The organism is Amycolatopsis sp. A133, from assembly GCF_031082405.1.
Lineage (GTDB): Bacteria > Actinomycetota > Actinomycetes > Mycobacteriales > Pseudonocardiaceae > Amycolatopsis.
This window is the reverse complement of sequence record NZ_JAVHJU010000069.1, coordinates 139,204-153,592: the sequence shown is the minus strand read 5'-3', so window position 1 is coordinate 153,592 and position 14,389 is coordinate 139,204. Positions and strand designations below refer to the sequence as shown.

At 72.8% G+C, this 14,389-nt stretch carries 18 protein-coding genes; 7 read left to right on the top strand and 11 right to left on the bottom strand.

Annotated elements, in window-relative coordinates; translation table 11 throughout:
- Positions 1 to 70 precede the first annotated feature (70 nt).
- Positions 71 to 1,003, top strand: a complete 933-nt coding sequence (locus Q5425_RS42200; RefSeq protein ID WP_308678058.1) for an AraC family transcriptional regulator — start codon at positions 71 to 73, stop codon at positions 1,001 to 1,003.
- 4 nt (positions 1,004 to 1,007) lie between these two features.
- Here Q5425_RS42200 and Q5425_RS42195 read toward each other — a convergent pair whose 3' ends face one another.
- Genes Q5425_RS42195 through Q5425_RS42185 form a run of 3 tightly spaced genes read right to left on the bottom strand, consistent with a single transcriptional unit; the run spans position 1,008 to position 2,857 of the window.
- Positions 1,008 to 1,442, bottom strand: coding sequence for an SRPBCC family protein (locus Q5425_RS42195; protein ID WP_308678057.1), 435 nt, complete (start codon positions 1,440 to 1,442; stop codon positions 1,008 to 1,010).
- On the bottom strand, positions 1,439 to 1,786 hold the full coding sequence (locus Q5425_RS42190) for a metalloregulator ArsR/SmtB family transcription factor (RefSeq protein WP_308678056.1): 348 nt from the start codon (positions 1,784 to 1,786) through the stop codon (positions 1,439 to 1,441). The genes Q5425_RS42195 and Q5425_RS42190 overlap by 4 nt, the downstream gene beginning before the upstream one ends.
- A gap of 9 nt (positions 1,787 to 1,795) precedes the next feature.
- Positions 1,796 to 2,857, bottom strand: a complete 1,062-nt coding sequence (locus Q5425_RS42185; RefSeq protein WP_308678055.1) for a hypothetical protein — start codon at positions 2,855 to 2,857, stop codon at positions 1,796 to 1,798.
- Positions 2,858 to 3,054: 197 nt separating this feature from the next.
- On the opposite strand from Q5425_RS42185, the gene Q5425_RS42180 reads away from it, so the two are divergent.
- Positions 3,055 to 5,748: a P-loop NTPase fold protein gene (locus tag Q5425_RS42180; RefSeq protein WP_308678054.1), complete on the top strand. Its 2,694-nt coding sequence runs from the start codon at positions 3,055 to 3,057 to the stop codon at positions 5,746 to 5,748.
- Here the strand turns inward: Q5425_RS42180 and Q5425_RS42175 are convergent.
- Positions 5,721 to 6,917 (bottom strand): RNA polymerase sigma factor, encoded by a 1,197-nt coding sequence (locus tag Q5425_RS42175; protein ID WP_308678053.1) that lies wholly within the window; start codon positions 6,915 to 6,917, stop codon positions 5,721 to 5,723. The two genes, Q5425_RS42180 and Q5425_RS42175, sit on opposite strands and share 28 nt — an antisense overlap.
- Positions 6,914 to 7,258, bottom strand: a complete 345-nt coding sequence (locus tag Q5425_RS42170; protein WP_308678052.1) for a YciI family protein — start codon at positions 7,256 to 7,258, stop codon at positions 6,914 to 6,916. The genes Q5425_RS42175 and Q5425_RS42170 overlap by 4 nt, the downstream gene beginning before the upstream one ends.
- A 133-nt stretch (positions 7,259 to 7,391) precedes the next feature.
- Between Q5425_RS42170 and Q5425_RS42165 the strand changes: the two genes are divergently transcribed.
- Positions 7,392 to 8,426: a site-specific integrase gene (locus Q5425_RS42165; protein ID WP_308678051.1), complete on the top strand. Its 1,035-nt coding sequence runs from the start codon at positions 7,392 to 7,394 to the stop codon at positions 8,424 to 8,426.
- Between the two features lie 2 nt (positions 8,427 to 8,428).
- Here the strand turns inward: Q5425_RS42165 and Q5425_RS42160 are convergent, their stop codons facing one another.
- Positions 8,429 to 8,599 (bottom strand): hypothetical protein, encoded by a 171-nt coding sequence (locus tag Q5425_RS42160; RefSeq protein ID WP_308678050.1) that lies wholly within the window; start codon positions 8,597 to 8,599, stop codon positions 8,429 to 8,431.
- Positions 8,600 to 8,624: 25 nt separating this feature from the next.
- Here Q5425_RS42160 and Q5425_RS42155 point away from each other — a divergent pair, with 25 nt between their 5' ends.
- The 3 genes from Q5425_RS42155 (at position 8,625) to Q5425_RS42145 (ending at position 11,053) form a co-directional block, all read left to right on the top strand.
- Entirely contained in the window at positions 8,625 to 9,140 is a 516-nt protein-coding gene (locus Q5425_RS42155; RefSeq protein ID WP_308678049.1) for a CGNR zinc finger domain-containing protein, read from the top strand.
- Between the two features lie 136 nt (positions 9,141 to 9,276).
- Positions 9,277 to 10,080 (top strand): SDR family oxidoreductase, encoded by an 804-nt coding sequence (locus Q5425_RS42150; RefSeq protein WP_308678048.1) that lies wholly within the window; start codon positions 9,277 to 9,279, stop codon positions 10,078 to 10,080.
- 82 nt (positions 10,081 to 10,162) lie between these two features.
- Positions 10,163 to 11,053 (top strand): helix-turn-helix transcriptional regulator, encoded by an 891-nt coding sequence (locus Q5425_RS42145; protein WP_308678047.1) that lies wholly within the window; start codon positions 10,163 to 10,165, stop codon positions 11,051 to 11,053.
- Here Q5425_RS42145 and Q5425_RS42140 read toward each other — a convergent pair.
- Positions 11,046 to 11,726 carry a class I SAM-dependent methyltransferase gene (locus Q5425_RS42140; RefSeq protein WP_308678046.1) on the bottom strand — a complete coding sequence of 227 codons (681 nt, stop codon included), beginning with the start codon at positions 11,724 to 11,726 and terminating at the stop codon, positions 11,046 to 11,048. The genes Q5425_RS42145 and Q5425_RS42140 overlap by 8 nt on opposite strands.
- Positions 11,727 to 11,852: 126 nt before the next feature.
- Between Q5425_RS42140 and Q5425_RS42135 the strand changes: the two genes are divergently transcribed.
- Positions 11,853 to 12,629, top strand: coding sequence for an SGNH/GDSL hydrolase family protein (locus Q5425_RS42135; protein ID WP_308678045.1), 777 nt, complete (start codon positions 11,853 to 11,855; stop codon positions 12,627 to 12,629).
- Here Q5425_RS42135 and Q5425_RS42130 read toward each other — a convergent pair.
- From Q5425_RS42130 to Q5425_RS42115, 4 genes are read right to left on the bottom strand one after another with little or no spacing between them, the layout of a single operon-like run.
- Entirely contained in the window at positions 12,609 to 13,211 is a 603-nt protein-coding gene (locus tag Q5425_RS42130) for a TetR/AcrR family transcriptional regulator (RefSeq protein WP_308678044.1), read from the bottom strand. The two genes, Q5425_RS42135 and Q5425_RS42130, sit on opposite strands and share 21 nt — an antisense overlap.
- Positions 13,198 to 13,668 (bottom strand): SRPBCC domain-containing protein, encoded by a 471-nt coding sequence (locus Q5425_RS42125; protein WP_308678043.1) that lies wholly within the window; start codon positions 13,666 to 13,668, stop codon positions 13,198 to 13,200. The genes Q5425_RS42130 and Q5425_RS42125 overlap by 14 nt, the downstream gene beginning before the upstream one ends.
- Complete coding sequence (locus tag Q5425_RS42120) at positions 13,665 to 13,985, bottom strand: metalloregulator ArsR/SmtB family transcription factor (RefSeq protein ID WP_308678042.1); 321 nt, start codon at positions 13,983 to 13,985, stop codon at positions 13,665 to 13,667. Before Q5425_RS42120 ends, Q5425_RS42125 begins: the two co-directional genes overlap by 4 nt.
- The gene (locus Q5425_RS42115; RefSeq protein WP_308678041.1) at positions 13,985 to 14,371 is read right to left on the bottom strand and encodes a VOC family protein; all 387 of its coding nucleotides are present in this window, start codon (positions 14,369 to 14,371) and stop codon (positions 13,985 to 13,987) included. Before Q5425_RS42115 ends, Q5425_RS42120 begins: the two co-directional genes overlap by 1 nt.
- Between the last annotated feature and the right edge of the window lie 18 nt (positions 14,372 to 14,389).

Genomic DNA, 14,389 nt, shown 5'->3' with positions numbered 1-14,389 from the left:
AAGCGGCTCCCGGTGAGACTCTCCATAGTTCAAAGCCTTGATCGCATATTCCAGCGTCTACAGTCGGGGCATGGACCCGCTCGCCGCGCTGCTCGACGGCCCCCGCGCCCACGGCGCGTTCCTGCTGCGTTCGGTGCTGACCCCGCCGTGGTCGCTGCGCATCGAAGACCGGGCGCCGCTGACCGTGGTGTCGGTGGTGCACGGCGAGGGGTGGATCGTCCCCGACGGCGGCGAAGGCGTCCTGCTGGGCGAAGGCGACGTCGCCATCGCCCGCGGCCCGGATCCGTACCTGGTCGCCGACCACCCGGAAACCCCGCCGCAGGCGCTCATCCTGCCCGGCCAGGAGTGCCGCACCCCCGACGGCGGCCACCTGAGCGAGCTCGCCGGCACCGGGGTCCGCACCTGGGGCCACGGCACCGACGGCCCGGTCGTGCTGCTCACCGGCACCTACGGCATGGCGGGCGAGCTGAGCGGACGGCTGCTGGCCGCGCTGCCCCCGGTGCTCGTCCTGCGCGCCGCCGACTGGCCGACCCCGCTGGTCGGGCTGCTCGCCACCGAGATCGGCAAGGACGTCCCGGGCCAGGAGGCCGTCCTCGACCGCCTGCTCGACCTGCTGCTGATCGCCGCGCTGCGGGCCTGGTTCGACCGGCCCGGCACCAGCGCACCGGCCTGGTACCGGGCCCACGAAGACCCGGTCGTCGGCCAGGCGCTGCGGCTGCTGCAGCACCAGCCGGCCGAGCCGTGGACGGTCGCCAAGCTCGCCGCCGACGTCGGCGTGTCCCGAGCGGCATTGGCCCGCCGCTTCGCGGCCGCGGTCGGCGAGACACCGATGGCGTACCTCACCGGCTGGCGCCTCGCGCTGGCCGCGGACCTGCTGCGCCAGCACCCGGACGCCACCATCGCCTCGATCGCCCACCGAGTGGGGTACGGCAGCGCGTTCGCCCTCAGCGCGGCGTTCAAGCGCGAATTCGGGATGAGTCCGCAGCACTACCGGTCGCGGTGAGCGGTCACTGCTTGAGTTCGTCGCCGAGCCGGTCGAGCCAGTCGCCGGTGCCCTGCTCGCGCCATTCCGGCTTCTCGGCGCCGTCGAGGAAGGTGTCCTGCTCGGTGAGCACCAGCCGGGTGCCGTCACCTTCGGCGAACAGCTCCACGGTCGTGGTCGAGACGGTCGCGAGCGCATCGTCGCCGGTGAGCGTGCCGGTGAAGACGATCCGCCGGTCGGGCACGATGTCGTGGTAGGTCGCGACGAAGGTCAGCACGCCGCCGGCGGGGGTACGGCCTTCGACGGCTTCCCGGCCACCGGCGCGGAAGTCCAGCTCGTGCTCGCCCGCGGAAACGAACCAGCGCTTCTTCGCCTCCGGGTCGGCCCAGGCGGCGAACACCCGCTCCGGCGGCACCGGGTAGCTGCGTTCGAGGTTGAACGTGCTGTGCAAGACGGTCATGAGGGGCTCCCTTCGGAGGTCTCCGGGCCGGCGAGGAAGTCGCCGAGCCGGTCGAGCTTGCTCTCCCACGTGGTGCGCTGACGCCCCAGCCACTGCTCGCCCGCCCGCAGCGCCGCCGGTTCGATCCGGCAGGTGCGGACGCGGCCGGCCTTCTCCGATCGCACGATCCCGGCCGCCTCCAGCACCTGCAGGTGCTGCACGACCGCGGCGAGCGACATGGTCAGCGGCTCGGCCAGCTCACTGACCGACGCCGGGCCCCGCACGAGCCGCTCCACCAGTGCCCGCCGGGTCGGGTCGCCCAGGGCGCGGAACACCAGGTCCAGCGGCACTTCATGGTTAAGCATGTACTTAAGTTAGCTCTGCTCCGGCTGTTGGTCAAGTAACTGCTTAAGTATCTCGGGGAGCTCGGGCACCTCCCGCAGGACGCCGAGCACGCGGGCCAGCTCGCGCTCGGCGGCGTCGGCCCGGCTCAGCGCGGCACGCAGTTCGGCGCCGAGGCTCGTCGTGGTTTTGTGCATCGACCGGACGGTCTGCTCGTGCACCACCTGCAGTTCGGTGAGCCGCTGGTCGAACCCGGCCCGCAGGCGCTCGGTCTCGGCGCGGGCGCGGTCGAGCGCGGCTTCCTGCGCCGCGACCGCCTTGACGTGCTCGCCGCGCGCGGCGTCGAACCGTTCCTGGACGGCGTCGGCGCGGGTTTCGGCCGCCTCCGCCCGCGCTGTGGCGGCCTGGCCACGGCCACGTTCCTCCTCGAGCGCGGTCCGGGCGGCCGCCAGTTCGGCGGTGAGCGCGGCGATCGCCGCGGCACGTTCGCCGGAGAGGACGGCGGCGGCATCGGCACGCTCGGCGACGCGGGCGAGCTCATCGCGGACCGCGGCCAGCTGCCCCTCGGCCCGCTGCCGCTCCTGGACGGCGCCGCGCCGGGCGGCACGCTCTTCGTCTCGTTCCCGGACTGCGGCCGCCTTGTCGTCGGCCGCCGCGGCTGCCGCGGCGACGGCCGCCTCGGCGGTGTCCCGGGCCTGAGCGGCTTCGGCTTCGGCGCGGCCGCGGTGCAGACGGTGCTCGTCGGCCTCGGCCACCGCGGCATCCCGCTCGGCCAGCGCGGCCGCAGTGGTCGCTTCGAGCTGGTGGCGCAGCGTCGTGAGCGTCTCGACCAGCCCGCGGGCCGGTTCGAGCACCCGGTCGACCTGGCCGGCGAGCGCGGTGACGGCGGTGTCGTCCAGCTCCGTGTCGCTCTCCCGCAGCGACTCGGCGTCCGAGAGCACCGCCTCGGCGTCACGGCAGCTGAGGTTGCGGCGGCCCCAGGTCTTCCCGTCCTGGCAGAACCGCGCCCGGCTCCCGCGCCCCACTGCCGGCGGCAGCGGCGCCCCGCACCTCCGGTACTCGCACACACGCACTTGACCAGCGTCTTCCGTCATGTTCAGTACCCTACCAAATCTTCTGATTAGAACTAGAAGTATCTGTTCAAAATCAAAAGACTAGTCCAGAGACACCTGAGTTAGGATAAGGTCACATATCCGAACCCAGAACAACTTGGAAGCACTCGGGTGCTGTGCGTAACAACCGGGGGCGGATCCGCGAGTCAAAAACTGTGAGCCCATCGCAGGCGCCCGAGGTGACCCCGCTGCAGACCGTCGACGGCGTCACCTACGCCGCCGCGCTGACCAACCGCCCCTGGGAACTGCCGGTGGACGCCGTGGCCGTCTCCGTCGGCGCGACGTTCGGCCAGGCCGCCGACGCCTTGGAAGCGGAGTACCCCCTCGCCGACTGGGATTCGGCCCCGCTCGGCAAGATCAGGCCCGACGCACCGGCGCTGGTCGACCTGAGCGCGCAAACCACGGGCCACCGGCTGCGGTTCGCCGTGCTGGCGACTCCGCACACCGCGGACGAGGACCGCGCGGTGACGCCGGACGCGATCGCCACCGCGGCGGAAACCGCGATCCGCGAGGCCGCGCGGGCCGGGGCTTCGGCCGTCGCGCTGCCGCTGTTCGCCACCGGTGACCTGGGAATGGTTCCCGAAGTCGCGGCCACCGCGCTGATCAAAGGGGCCCTCGCCGCCCACGCCGCGGTCCGCACGGTGATCTTCTTCTCCCTCCACAGGGAGCAGGTGCACACCATCGCGCTGCAGTGGACGGCCGCCCGCGTCCCCGAGAGCCTCTCCGCCGGCGGGTTCGCGGCCGACCAGCTCGCGGGCGGGCTGGCCAAGGACCTCGTCGACCCCAACGAGTGCATCCCGCTGACCCGCGATCACCTCGGCGTCCAGCCCTACGTCTCCATGCTGGCCACGGTGATCGCCGCCAAGGACACACCGCTGCCGTTGTCGATCGGGTTGTTCGGCGAGTGGGGCGCGGGCAAGAGCTTCTTCATGGGCATGCTGCGCGGCCAGGTCAAAGAACTGGAGGGCACCCCGGGCCAGTGCCGCAAGATCGCGCAGGTCGGGTTCAACGCGTGGCACTACGCGGACGCCAACCTGTGGGCCAGTCTCGGCGACGAGATCTTCCGCCAGCTCGCCGAGCCGGTCCGGCAGCCGGGCGAGCCGGACGCCGAGCACCAGGCCCGGCTCCGCGAAGGCACCCGGCTGCGTGACCGGCTCGCCGCCGAACTGGAGCAGCGCAAGCAGCTGACCGCGGTGACCGAACGAGCCCAGGCCGAGGCCGCGGCCCTCAAGCTCAAGATCGGCGAAGCCCGCACCAGCCGCACGACGCGAGCTCTCGACCTGGGGCGGGCCCTGAGGGAGTCACCGGCGTTCCAAGCGCAGTACGCCGAGGTGTGGCGGAAACTCGGCGTCGATGGCGCGGCCGAGCAAGGCAAACTGCTGGCCGACGAGCTGCGGGAGACCCGCGGTGAAGCCGAGGAACTGGCTCGCATCTCGCGCTTCCGCCGAGGCAAGGCCGTGCTGGTCGTCGCGGCTGTCGTACTGCTGGCCGGCGCGGGCTTCACCGCGTTCGTCCCGGACGTCCGGAGCTGGCTGATCGGCGTCGGTGCGGTGTCCGGCAGCCTGGCCACCGCCGGGCTGACCCTGGTCAGGGCCGCCCGCGCCGGGGTGCGGCGGCTGCGTTCCCTGGCGGAAGACCTCCAGAACGGCCTCGACGCCGGCACCCACCGGGAGATCGCCGCCCTGCGCGAGGCCGACGCCGAACAGCAGATCGCCGAACGGCAGCTGGAAGAAGTCGTCGCCCGGATCGGCGAGCTGGGCCGCCAGCTGACCGAGCTGACGCCGGGCCGCCGGCTCTACGCCTTCCTCGCCGAGCGCTCCCGCACCGACGACTACCACGCCAACCTGGGCCTCATCTCCACCATCCGCAAGGACTTCGAGAAGCTCGTCGCGCTGATGACCACCGGCGACGACGACGGGACCCGGCCGCTGGACCGGATCGTGCTCTACATCGACGACCTCGACCGCTGCAGCCCCCGCCAGGTGGTCGACGTGCTCCAAGCGGTGCACCTGCTGCTCGCGTTCGACCTGTTCGTGGTGGTCGTCGGGGTGGACCCGCGGTGGCTGCTGCGGTCGCTGAGCACGCACTACGACCGGCTGATCGAAGCGGACCCCCTCGTGCGGGCCGATGGGTGGCACGTGACACCCGAGGACTACCTGGAAAAGATCCTCAACATCCCGCTCGTCCTGCCCCCGATGCCCGCCGGCAGCCTCCGGCGGCTCCTGGACGGGATGGTCGAACCGCCGGCCGCCGCACCGCGGCCGGCGGCGGAGGCGGAACCGACGGCGCCGCCGCCGGCCGCCTCCTCCCCGTGGGACGACCCCGGCACCGACCTGCCGGTGGAGGCCGGCTCCCAGGTGGCCGCGCAGCTGGACCCGGCCGAGCCGCCCGCAAAACCGCGGCCGCTGACCGAGCCGGAGATCGCGCTCCTGTCCCGCCTGGACCGGCTGGTCGACACGCCCCGGGACGCCAAGCGCCTCATCAACCTCTACCGCATGCTGCGGGCGACCCGGGACCTGTCGGAGGCGTCGGCCTTCCTCGGCGGCGATTACGAAGCCGTGGTCGTGCTGCTCGGGACGTGCACCGCGCACGGGCGCCTGCTCGGCCGGTTCGCCGACGCCCTGCTGCACCGGGCACCCCGGACGTCGTGGACCGACTTCGTGGCCGACCTGCAGCCGGTGGAGAGCGACGATCGGTGGTCCAGCCGGGCGGTCGGGACGATCCCCGCCGCCGAGGTCGCGCACTGGGCGCACCTGCACCGCAGCCTGGCCGAACTCGCGCCGTCGATCACCCTGCCCGACGTCAGCGTCTTCCAGACCTGGGTACCGCGCGTCCGCCGGTTCTCCTACGTCCTCGCACCCGGCGCGCCCTGACGGCACGTGGCGAGCTTGCGCCGCAGCAGGTCGCGCTCCGCGGTGTTGCGGGTGAGGTCGATCGCCACCGTGTACGCCGTGATCGCTTCGGCGGCCCGGCCGAGCCGATCCAGCAGGTCCGCGCGGATCGCGTGGTACAGCGGGAACCGGGCCAGCTCGAGGTTTTCGACCAGGGTCAGCGCCTCGGCCGGGCCGTCGACCTCGGCGACGGCGACGGCCCGGTTCAACGCCACCACCGGCGTCGGTGTGACGGCCAGCAGCTGGTCGTAGAGCGCCCGGACCTGCGACCAGTCCGTGGGCGCGTCGCTGTGGACGGCCTGGATCGCCGCCTGGATCTGGTACGGGCCCGGCTGGTTGCGGCGCAGGCAGCGGCGGACGATCTCCTGTCCCTCGGCGATCAGGGCCGTGTCCCAGCGCGACCGGTCCTGGCCGGTCAGCAGCACGATCTCGCCGGAGGCCGTCGTGCGGGCGGCGCGGCGGGCGTCGATCAGCAGCATCAGCGCCAGCAGGCCCTGCACCTCGGGCTCGTCGGGCATCAGCCCCGCCAGGACGCGGGTCAGCCGGATCGCCTCGCGGCACAGCTCCTCCCCCGCGCCGGCCGCGTAGCCCTCGTTGAAGATCAGGTACAGCACGGCGAGCACCGCGGCCAGCCGGGCGGGCAGGTCGGCGTCGCGTGGGACGCGGTACGGGATGCGCGCGTCGCGGATCTTGGTCTTCGCGCGGACGATCCGCTGGGCCATCGTGGGTTCGGCGACCAGGAACGCGGCCGCGATCCGGGCGGTGTTCAGGCCGCCGAGCAGCCGCAGCGTCAACGCGACCTGGGCGGGTCGGGCCAGCGCGGGGTGGCAGCAGGTGAAGATCAGCCGGAGCCGGTCGTCGGGCACGGCACCCTCCTCCACGGGCTCGCTTTCCGCGTGCACCAGCGCCGCTTGGGCGTGCTTGTCCGGCCGGGCCGCCTCGCGGCGCAGCCGGTCGATCGCCCGGTTGCGGGCGGTGGTGATGATCCAGCCCGCCGGGCTCGGCGGGAGCCCGGCGGACGGCCACCGCCGGACCGCCTCGGCGAACGCGTCCTGCACGGCCTCCTCGGCGACGTCGATGTCCCCGAAGACCCGCACGAGGACCGACACCGCCCGGCCGTGCTCGGCGGCGAAGACCTCCTCGACGGTCATTCGCGGAACGGCCGCACCTCGACGGGCAGCGGGGCGACGGCGTCGGCGAGCCGGCCGCCCCACACGAGGGCGGCGTCGAGGTCGGACGCGGTGATGACGGTGAACCCGCCGAGGTGTTCCTTGCCTTCGGTGTAGGGGCCGTCGGTGACGACGATGCCGCCGTCGCCGGCCCGCAGCACGGTGGCGGTCGACGGCGGGTGGAGGCCGCCGGCGAACACCCAGGCCCCGGCGGCCTTGAGGTCGGCGTTGAGGGTGTCGAGCTTCCGCATGACGCCGTCGAGCACCTCCGGCGGCGGGGTCGGGCCGTCGGGCTGGTGGATGCTGAGCAGGTACTGCTGCACGTCGTCCTCCTCGGATCGGGTTCTCGACGCTGATACGAACGGCACCGGCGCGGATCGACAGTCTCCGGGCACGAATTCTCCCGCCCCGGCCCGGTTCCGGCCCGCGGAGATCGACATCCCGTAACCTCGGCGCGTGCCCGACCTGGAACCGGTGATCGACGCCGCGCTGAGCGCGCACGAGCGGCTCGCGCTGCTGGACGAGGCCGCGGCCCGGCACGTCGACGCGCAACGGCCGCCCAACACGCTCAAGGCCTACGCCCAGGACTGGCAGGTCTGGCAGGACTACACCGCCGAAGCCGGGATCCCACCGCTGTCGGCGTCGATCGGGGCGCTGACCGGGTTCGTCGTGTGGCTGGAACGGGGCCGCACGCTGCGGCCGGACGAACGCGCGGTGCCGGAGGTGCCCGAGCGGGCCGCCCCGGCGGCGCCGTCGACCATCGAACGGCGGCTCACCGGGGCGCTGGCCGGGCTGCGCCACCACAAGGTCCTCGTCGATCCCGAAGCGAGCCGCGCCGCGTGGCGGGCGCTGAAGGGCTACCGGCAGCGGCTGGCCCGGGAAGGGGTCCAGCGCGGCCGCGGCAAAGCCACCATGGTGACCCTCGCCGACCTGCGGGCGATGTCGCGCGCGTGTCCCGGCACGCTCGCCGGCGCCCGCGACCGGGCGATGCTGCTGATCGGCTTCCCGATCGCCGCGCGCTGCTCGGATCTGGCGAACCTGCTGGTCACCGACGTGCAGCCGGTCGACGACCGGGGTTTGTCGGTGACCGTCCGGCACGGCAAGAGCACCGGTGACATGGTCGTCCCGCGGCGCGAAAGCCCCGACACCGACCCGGTGCGGGCGTGGCACGCGTGGCGCTCCGGCGCCGGGATCACCGAGGGACCGGCGTTCCGCCGCGTCGATCGCCACGGCAACGTCGGCGAGCCCGCGCTGAGCACGACCGGCGTCAACCAGATCCTCACCCGGGCCGGGGTGCGTGCGGGCCTGCCGTACCCGGTGACCGGGCACTCCCTGCGGTCCGGGTTCGCCACCGAGGCGCGCCGGGCCGGGGCCGACGACCTCGCGATCGCCGACCAGGGCCGCTGGGTGCGCGGCAGCCGGGCGCTGTACGAGTACATCCGGCGCGTCGACCAGTGGAACGACAACGCGGCGGGCGCGCTCGACCTCTGAGTTCACGGGGTCAGCCGGGCGCGGGTGGCGCCGACGACTTCGCCGTCGAGGCGGGCGAGCCAGCTGCCGCAGACGCAGCGCACGTAGTCGAGCCGGTGGGTGACGGGCTGCGCCGCGGCCGCCGGGAGTTCGGCGAGCGGCCAGCCGCAGCGGGGGCAACGGTTCCGGTCCATGCCCCGATCGTGCTGTAATGACTCAGTGCACTTCAACCCTTACGGCGGCCCGGCCGCGCTGGTGGCCGCCGACCTGGTCAACGCCGGGTCGGCGAGCGAGCTCCTCGACGGCATGGTCCGCAACGGGATGGCGATCGAGGCACTGACCGACGGCGAAGCGGCGCGGATCGGCGCGTGGGCCCGCCGCCTGCGGCCGGTGTTCTCCGCCACCCCCGCCGCCCGCCCGGACCTGGTCAACGAGCTGCTGGCCGAAGCGGCGTGCCGGCCGTACATCACCACCCACGACGGCAAACCGCCCCACCTGCACTACTCCGCCGAGGACGCCGGCCCGGTCGGCCGCGTCCGCGCCTACACCGCGGGCGGGCTGGCCCACCTGGTGTGCGAGGCCCCGGACCGGCTGGGCATCTGCGGCCGAGAAGGCTGCGAAACGGCGTACGTCGACACCTCGCGCAACGGCCGCCGCCGGTTCTGCTCGACGCGCTGCGCGACGCGCGTCCACGTCGCCGAGCACCGGGCCAGGCAGGTCGGCGCGGTCGGCTAGGTGGCTCTCCCAGTACCTGTATCACCAGGGTCTCCCGAACGTCCCGGACGCCTGTCAACCTTTTCGAGTCGGCTCCCAGCCCACCGGACACGCGACCGTGTCAAGACACGCTTCCCGGACAGAAGGAACAAAAACAATGGCGGACAACCGGTTCACCACTCGCCCGGACCTTTTTGATCTGAGCGGGAAATGCGCACTCGTCACGGGTGGCACCAAGGGAATCGGAATGATGATAGCGCGCGGCCTCCTGCAGGCGGGCGCCCGCGTCATCATCAGCTCACGCAAGGCGGACACGTGCGCGGAGGCCCAGCATTTACTGTCCGAATTCGGCGACGTTCGAGCATTCCCCGCCGACCTGTCCGGGCACGACGAGTGCCGGCGCCTCGCCGACCTAGTCCAGGCCGACTCGGACCGCCTGGACATCCTCGTCAACAACGCGGGGGCGATGTGGCGCGAGCCGCTGGAGACGTTCCCGGACGAGGCCTGGGACACCGTGCTCGACCTCAACCTCAAGTCGCCGTTCTGGCTGGTGCAGGCGCTGCTCCCGGCACTTCGCCGGGCAGGCACCGCCGACGATCCCGCGCGGATCATCAACATCGGCAGTATCGCCGCCATCCACGTCGCCGATTCGCCCAACTACTCGTACGCCGGCAGCAAAGCGGGACTCCACCAGCTCACCCGGGTGCTCGCCCGGGAACTGGGCCCCCAGCACGTCACGGTGAACGCGGTGGCCCCCGGACCGTTCCCGTCGCAGATGATGGCGTCCACGCTCGAAGTCCTCGGCGACACGATCGCGGCGAAGGCCCCGCTGCGCCGGCTCGGCCGCGACGACGACATGGCGGGCATCGCCGTGTTCCTCGCCAGCCGGGCCGGAGCCTATCTCACGGGGACCGTCATCCCGGTCGACGGCGGCATCGCCACGACCGCAACAGGGACCTAGGCATCGGCACGAGGCTTGCCGCAGCCGACGGGGGTACCGGCAGAACCTCCCTCCGCCTGCGGGCAGGGCCTATGGTGCAGGAATGACCAAGATCGATCTGCGCACCGAGATCAAGTTATTCCTGAGCTCGCGTCGCGCGCGGATCGCGCCCGAGCAGGCCGGGCTGCCCGCCTACGGCGGCAACCGCCGGGTCAAAGGTCTGCGTCGCGAAGAGGTCGCGCTCCTCGCCGGGGTATCGGTCGACTACTACGTGCGGATGGAGCGCGGCAGCCTCGCCGGCGCCTCCGACGGGGTGCTCGACGCGTTGGCCTCGGCCTTGCAACTCGACGAGGCCGAGCGCGATCACCTGTTCCACCTCGCGCGGCAGTCGAGGGCGCCCAGCGGTCCACGCCGCCGGCGACCCGCCGTCACGGTGCGCCCGGCGCTTCGGCAGGTGCTCGACGCCATCACCGATGCGCCGGCGTGGATTTGCAACGGCCGTTATGACGTCCTGGCCATGAACCACCTCGCCCGCGCGCTGTATTCACCCATGCTGGCCGACTCGCGACGGCCGGCGAACACCGCGCGGTTCGTCTATTTGGATCCCGAAGCGGCAAGAACGTTCTTCGTCGACTATGACCGGATCGTCGGCGATGTGGCCGCGAAGCTGCGCATGGAAGCCGGCCGCAATCCGCACGACGAGGAACTGATCGCCCTGGTCGGTGAATTGTCAACGCGCAGTGAACTGTTTCGGCGGCGGTGGGCGTCTCAGGACGTCCGGCTCCACCGGTCCGGACGCAAGCGTGTACACCATCCGGTAGTGGGCCGGCTCGACCTGGACGTCGAGTCGATGGAACTGCCTGCCGAACCCGGCCTGCTCCTCAACGTCTACACCGCGCCCGCCGGCACGGCGGCCGCGGACGGTCTGGCCCTGTTGGCGTCGTGGGCGGCCGGCCAGGAGCGGCCGGCGACCGAGAGCCGAGCACTCAGCTGATCCGGCCGGTTCGTTCGTCGTAAGGCTTTCGCGCCCGCCAGGCCAGGACCGTCGGCGTGGGTGCGCCGCCTTCGGCGAACCGCTCGAACACCAGGCCCGCTTCGAGGACTGCGCCCAGCAGGTCCGGCAGCGGCCGGTGGGTGGCGCCGACCTTGTCCCGCAGGCCCTGGTCGCTCCACGACTCCGTCGTCCAGCCGGGTTCCCGGTAGCCGGGCCGGATGACGACGGCGCGGCCGTCGGTGCGGTCGGCGAACCCGCCGCAGAAGCACGGGTGCACGCCGATGTGCACGAACACCCCGCCGGGAGCCAGGACGCGGGCCGCTTCGCGCAGGATCCGCGGGTACGCGGGCATGTCGGTGTGCACCATGATCGCGACGACGGCGGGCAACACACCGGTGGCGACCGGCAGCGCCGCGGCATCCCCGAGCACCACCGGCAGCCGGGCGGCGGCGTGGTGCAGCATCCCGGCGGAGACGTCGACACCGAGCGGCGCGCGGCCGAGCGCGCGGACCCGGCCGGCGTGGGCGCCGGTGCCGCAGCCCAGCTCAAGACACGGTCCCGTGCCCGGGCCGAGGAGTTCCCGCAGCGTGGGCTCGAACTCCAGCGGATCGTCCCGCCAGCTGGGGACGAGGGTCGTTTCGTACCAGTCGGCGATCGCGTCGTAGGAGGTCATGTCTTCCGTGTACCGGCCGGGTGCCCGGCGGGCCACGGATTCCGCGCCGGGCGAACCGCGGCACCCGGGTCTCCCACCGGCGAAGGCGGCGTCACAGGCACCTGCGGCTCTGCCTAGACTGGACACATGAGCAAGCGCTTAGTGACCCTGGGGGACTCGTTCACCGAAGGCGTCGGCGACGACGATCCCACCGCTGCGAACGGCGTGCGCGGCTGGGCCGACCGCACCGCCGAGCAGCTCGCCGCGCGGGAGCCGGGCTTCCGGTACGCCAACCTGGCCATCCGCGGCAAGCTGCTGCCCCAGGTGCTGGCCGAACAGCTCGAGCCGGCGCTGGCCATGGAGCCCGACCTCGTCACCCTCTACGCCGGCGGGAACGACCTGATGCGGCCCAAGGTCGACATCGACGGGCTGATGGACAGCTACGAGACCGCCGTCGAGCGGATCCGCTCGACCGGAGCGCGACTGGTGCTGTTCACCGGGGTCGACGGCGTCGAGGACGCCCTCTTCCGGCGGATCCGCGGCCGGGTCGCCATCTACAACGAGCACGTGCGCGGCATCGCCGCCCGGCACGGGGCGCTGCTGGTGGACCTGTGGGCGATGCGGCAGCTGCGCGACCGGCGGTTGTGGGCGCCCGACCGCCTGCACCTCAACCCCTACGGCCACACCGAGGTCGCCATCGCCGTGCTGGACGTCCTCGGCGTCCGGCACCCGCTGGCCGGCGCCGAACTCGGGCCGCGGGACGTGCTGAGCCCGGCGCAGCGGCGCAGCCAGAACCTGCGGTGGGCCCAGGAGCACGCGCTGCCGTGGGTGCGGCGGCGGCTGCGGGGCGAATCCTCCGGTGACACGCTCACCGCGAAGCGCCCGACGCTGGAGCCGGTCGGCTCAGCGGCGCTCCCCCGCTGACGCCCGCAGCCCGTCGAACAGGATCGCCACGGCCCGGTCGCGCAGCGTCGCGTCCGGGCCGGCGTACTCGGCGGCCCTCGCCACCCCGATGACCACCGGTATCAGCTCGCCGACGACGAGGTCCTTCCGGACCGCGCCCGCCTCCTGCGCCCGCGAGAGCAGCACACCGAGGGCCGCCACCAGCCGCGCGCCGATGCCGGACTCGGCCACCGGCACCGTCACCCCGGCCGCGGTGAGCGCCTCGAAGTAGGCGTTCTTCGCGCTCGACATCTCGATCCAGCTGGTGAGGAACGTGAAGAACGCGCTGCCCGGGTCCGCGGACTCCGCGGCGACGGCCGTCTCGGCCTCCTCGACGAACCGGCTCAGCCGGGCGTAGAGCACCGCTTCGAGCAGGGCCTCCTTCGTCGGGAAGTGCCGGAACACCGTGCCGATGCCGACGCCGGCGACGCGGGCGACCTCCTCGGTGGGCGCTCCGGTGCCCTTGGCGGCGAACACGTTCTCCGCCGCCTCCAGCACGCGCGCCCGGTTGCGCCGGGCGTCGGCGCGCAGCGGTTTCGACGCGTGCGGATCAGCGGGGGTCACCGTCCGATCGTAACGGGGCCGGATCGGGCAGCGCGTCCAGCAACCGGGCCAGGGCCCGGGGCACGTGGGAGCGCCAGCCGCCGCCCATGATCCGCCGGGAGACGCGCTGGAACTCGTCGTCCGGGTCGAACCCTTCGTGGCTGAGGAACAGCCGGGTGCCGGTGCCCTCCGGTTCGAGCCGCCACGTGACCGTCCACTGCGGACCCCAGCGGATGCTCAGCTTGCGTTCCGGCTCGACCTCCAGCACCTCGCACGCCACCGGGCCACCGGCGAACCCGGCCGCGGGCACCGGCTCGGCCAGCAGCTCGAACCGGTGCCCCACCACGGGTTTGATGTCGTTCGGCATGTTGATCCAGCGCTCCAGCAGGTCCGGTTCGGTCAGCGCGCGCCACACCTTGCGGGCGGGGTGGGCGAGGAACTGGTCGACGTGGATCGCGGCCGGGTCGTCCTCGGTCACAGGTCTTCCTCTTCGTCCAGCAGATCGCGCAGGTTGGCGAGCTTGCTGCGCCAGAAGCGCTCGTAGGGGGTGAGCCAGCCCGCGACTTCTTCCAGCGGGGCCGCGTCGAGCCGGTAGACGCGGTGGCGGCCCTGCCGCTGCTCGGTGACCAGGCCAGCCTCCCGAAGCACCCGAAGGTGTTCCGAGAGGCTGGGCCGGGCCATCGCGAACCGGTCCGCGATCGCGCCGGCCGCCATCGGGCCGTCGAGCAGCAGCCGCAGCACCTCGCGCCGGGCCGGGCTGGCCAGCGCGGCGAAGACGTCGTTGTTGACCGGCATCAGTTCGGCACGTTGCCGAAGTCCGACGGCTCGAGCAGGCCCACGGTGTGGCCGTCGACGTCGGTGAACGACGTCGCCCGGCCCCACGGCTGCCGCTGCGGCTCGGCGACCTCGACGCCGGCCGCCCGCAGCGCGGCGACATCGGCGTCGACGTCGGTGGTCTGCAGCTGGAAGTGCCGCGGACCCGGTTCGATCCCGGTGACCGGCTGGTCGGTCAGCACCACGCCGGTCTTCGCCCCCTTCGGCGCGACCAGCACGAACCGGCCGCCTTCGGGGGTGCGGCGGTCGACGAGCGCTTCGAACCCGAGCTTGCCGACGTAGAAATCCCGCGCCCGGGCGTGGTCGGCGACGGGCAGGGTCAGGAACTGCACGTGGGTGATCGTCATGCCCGGCGACAATACGTA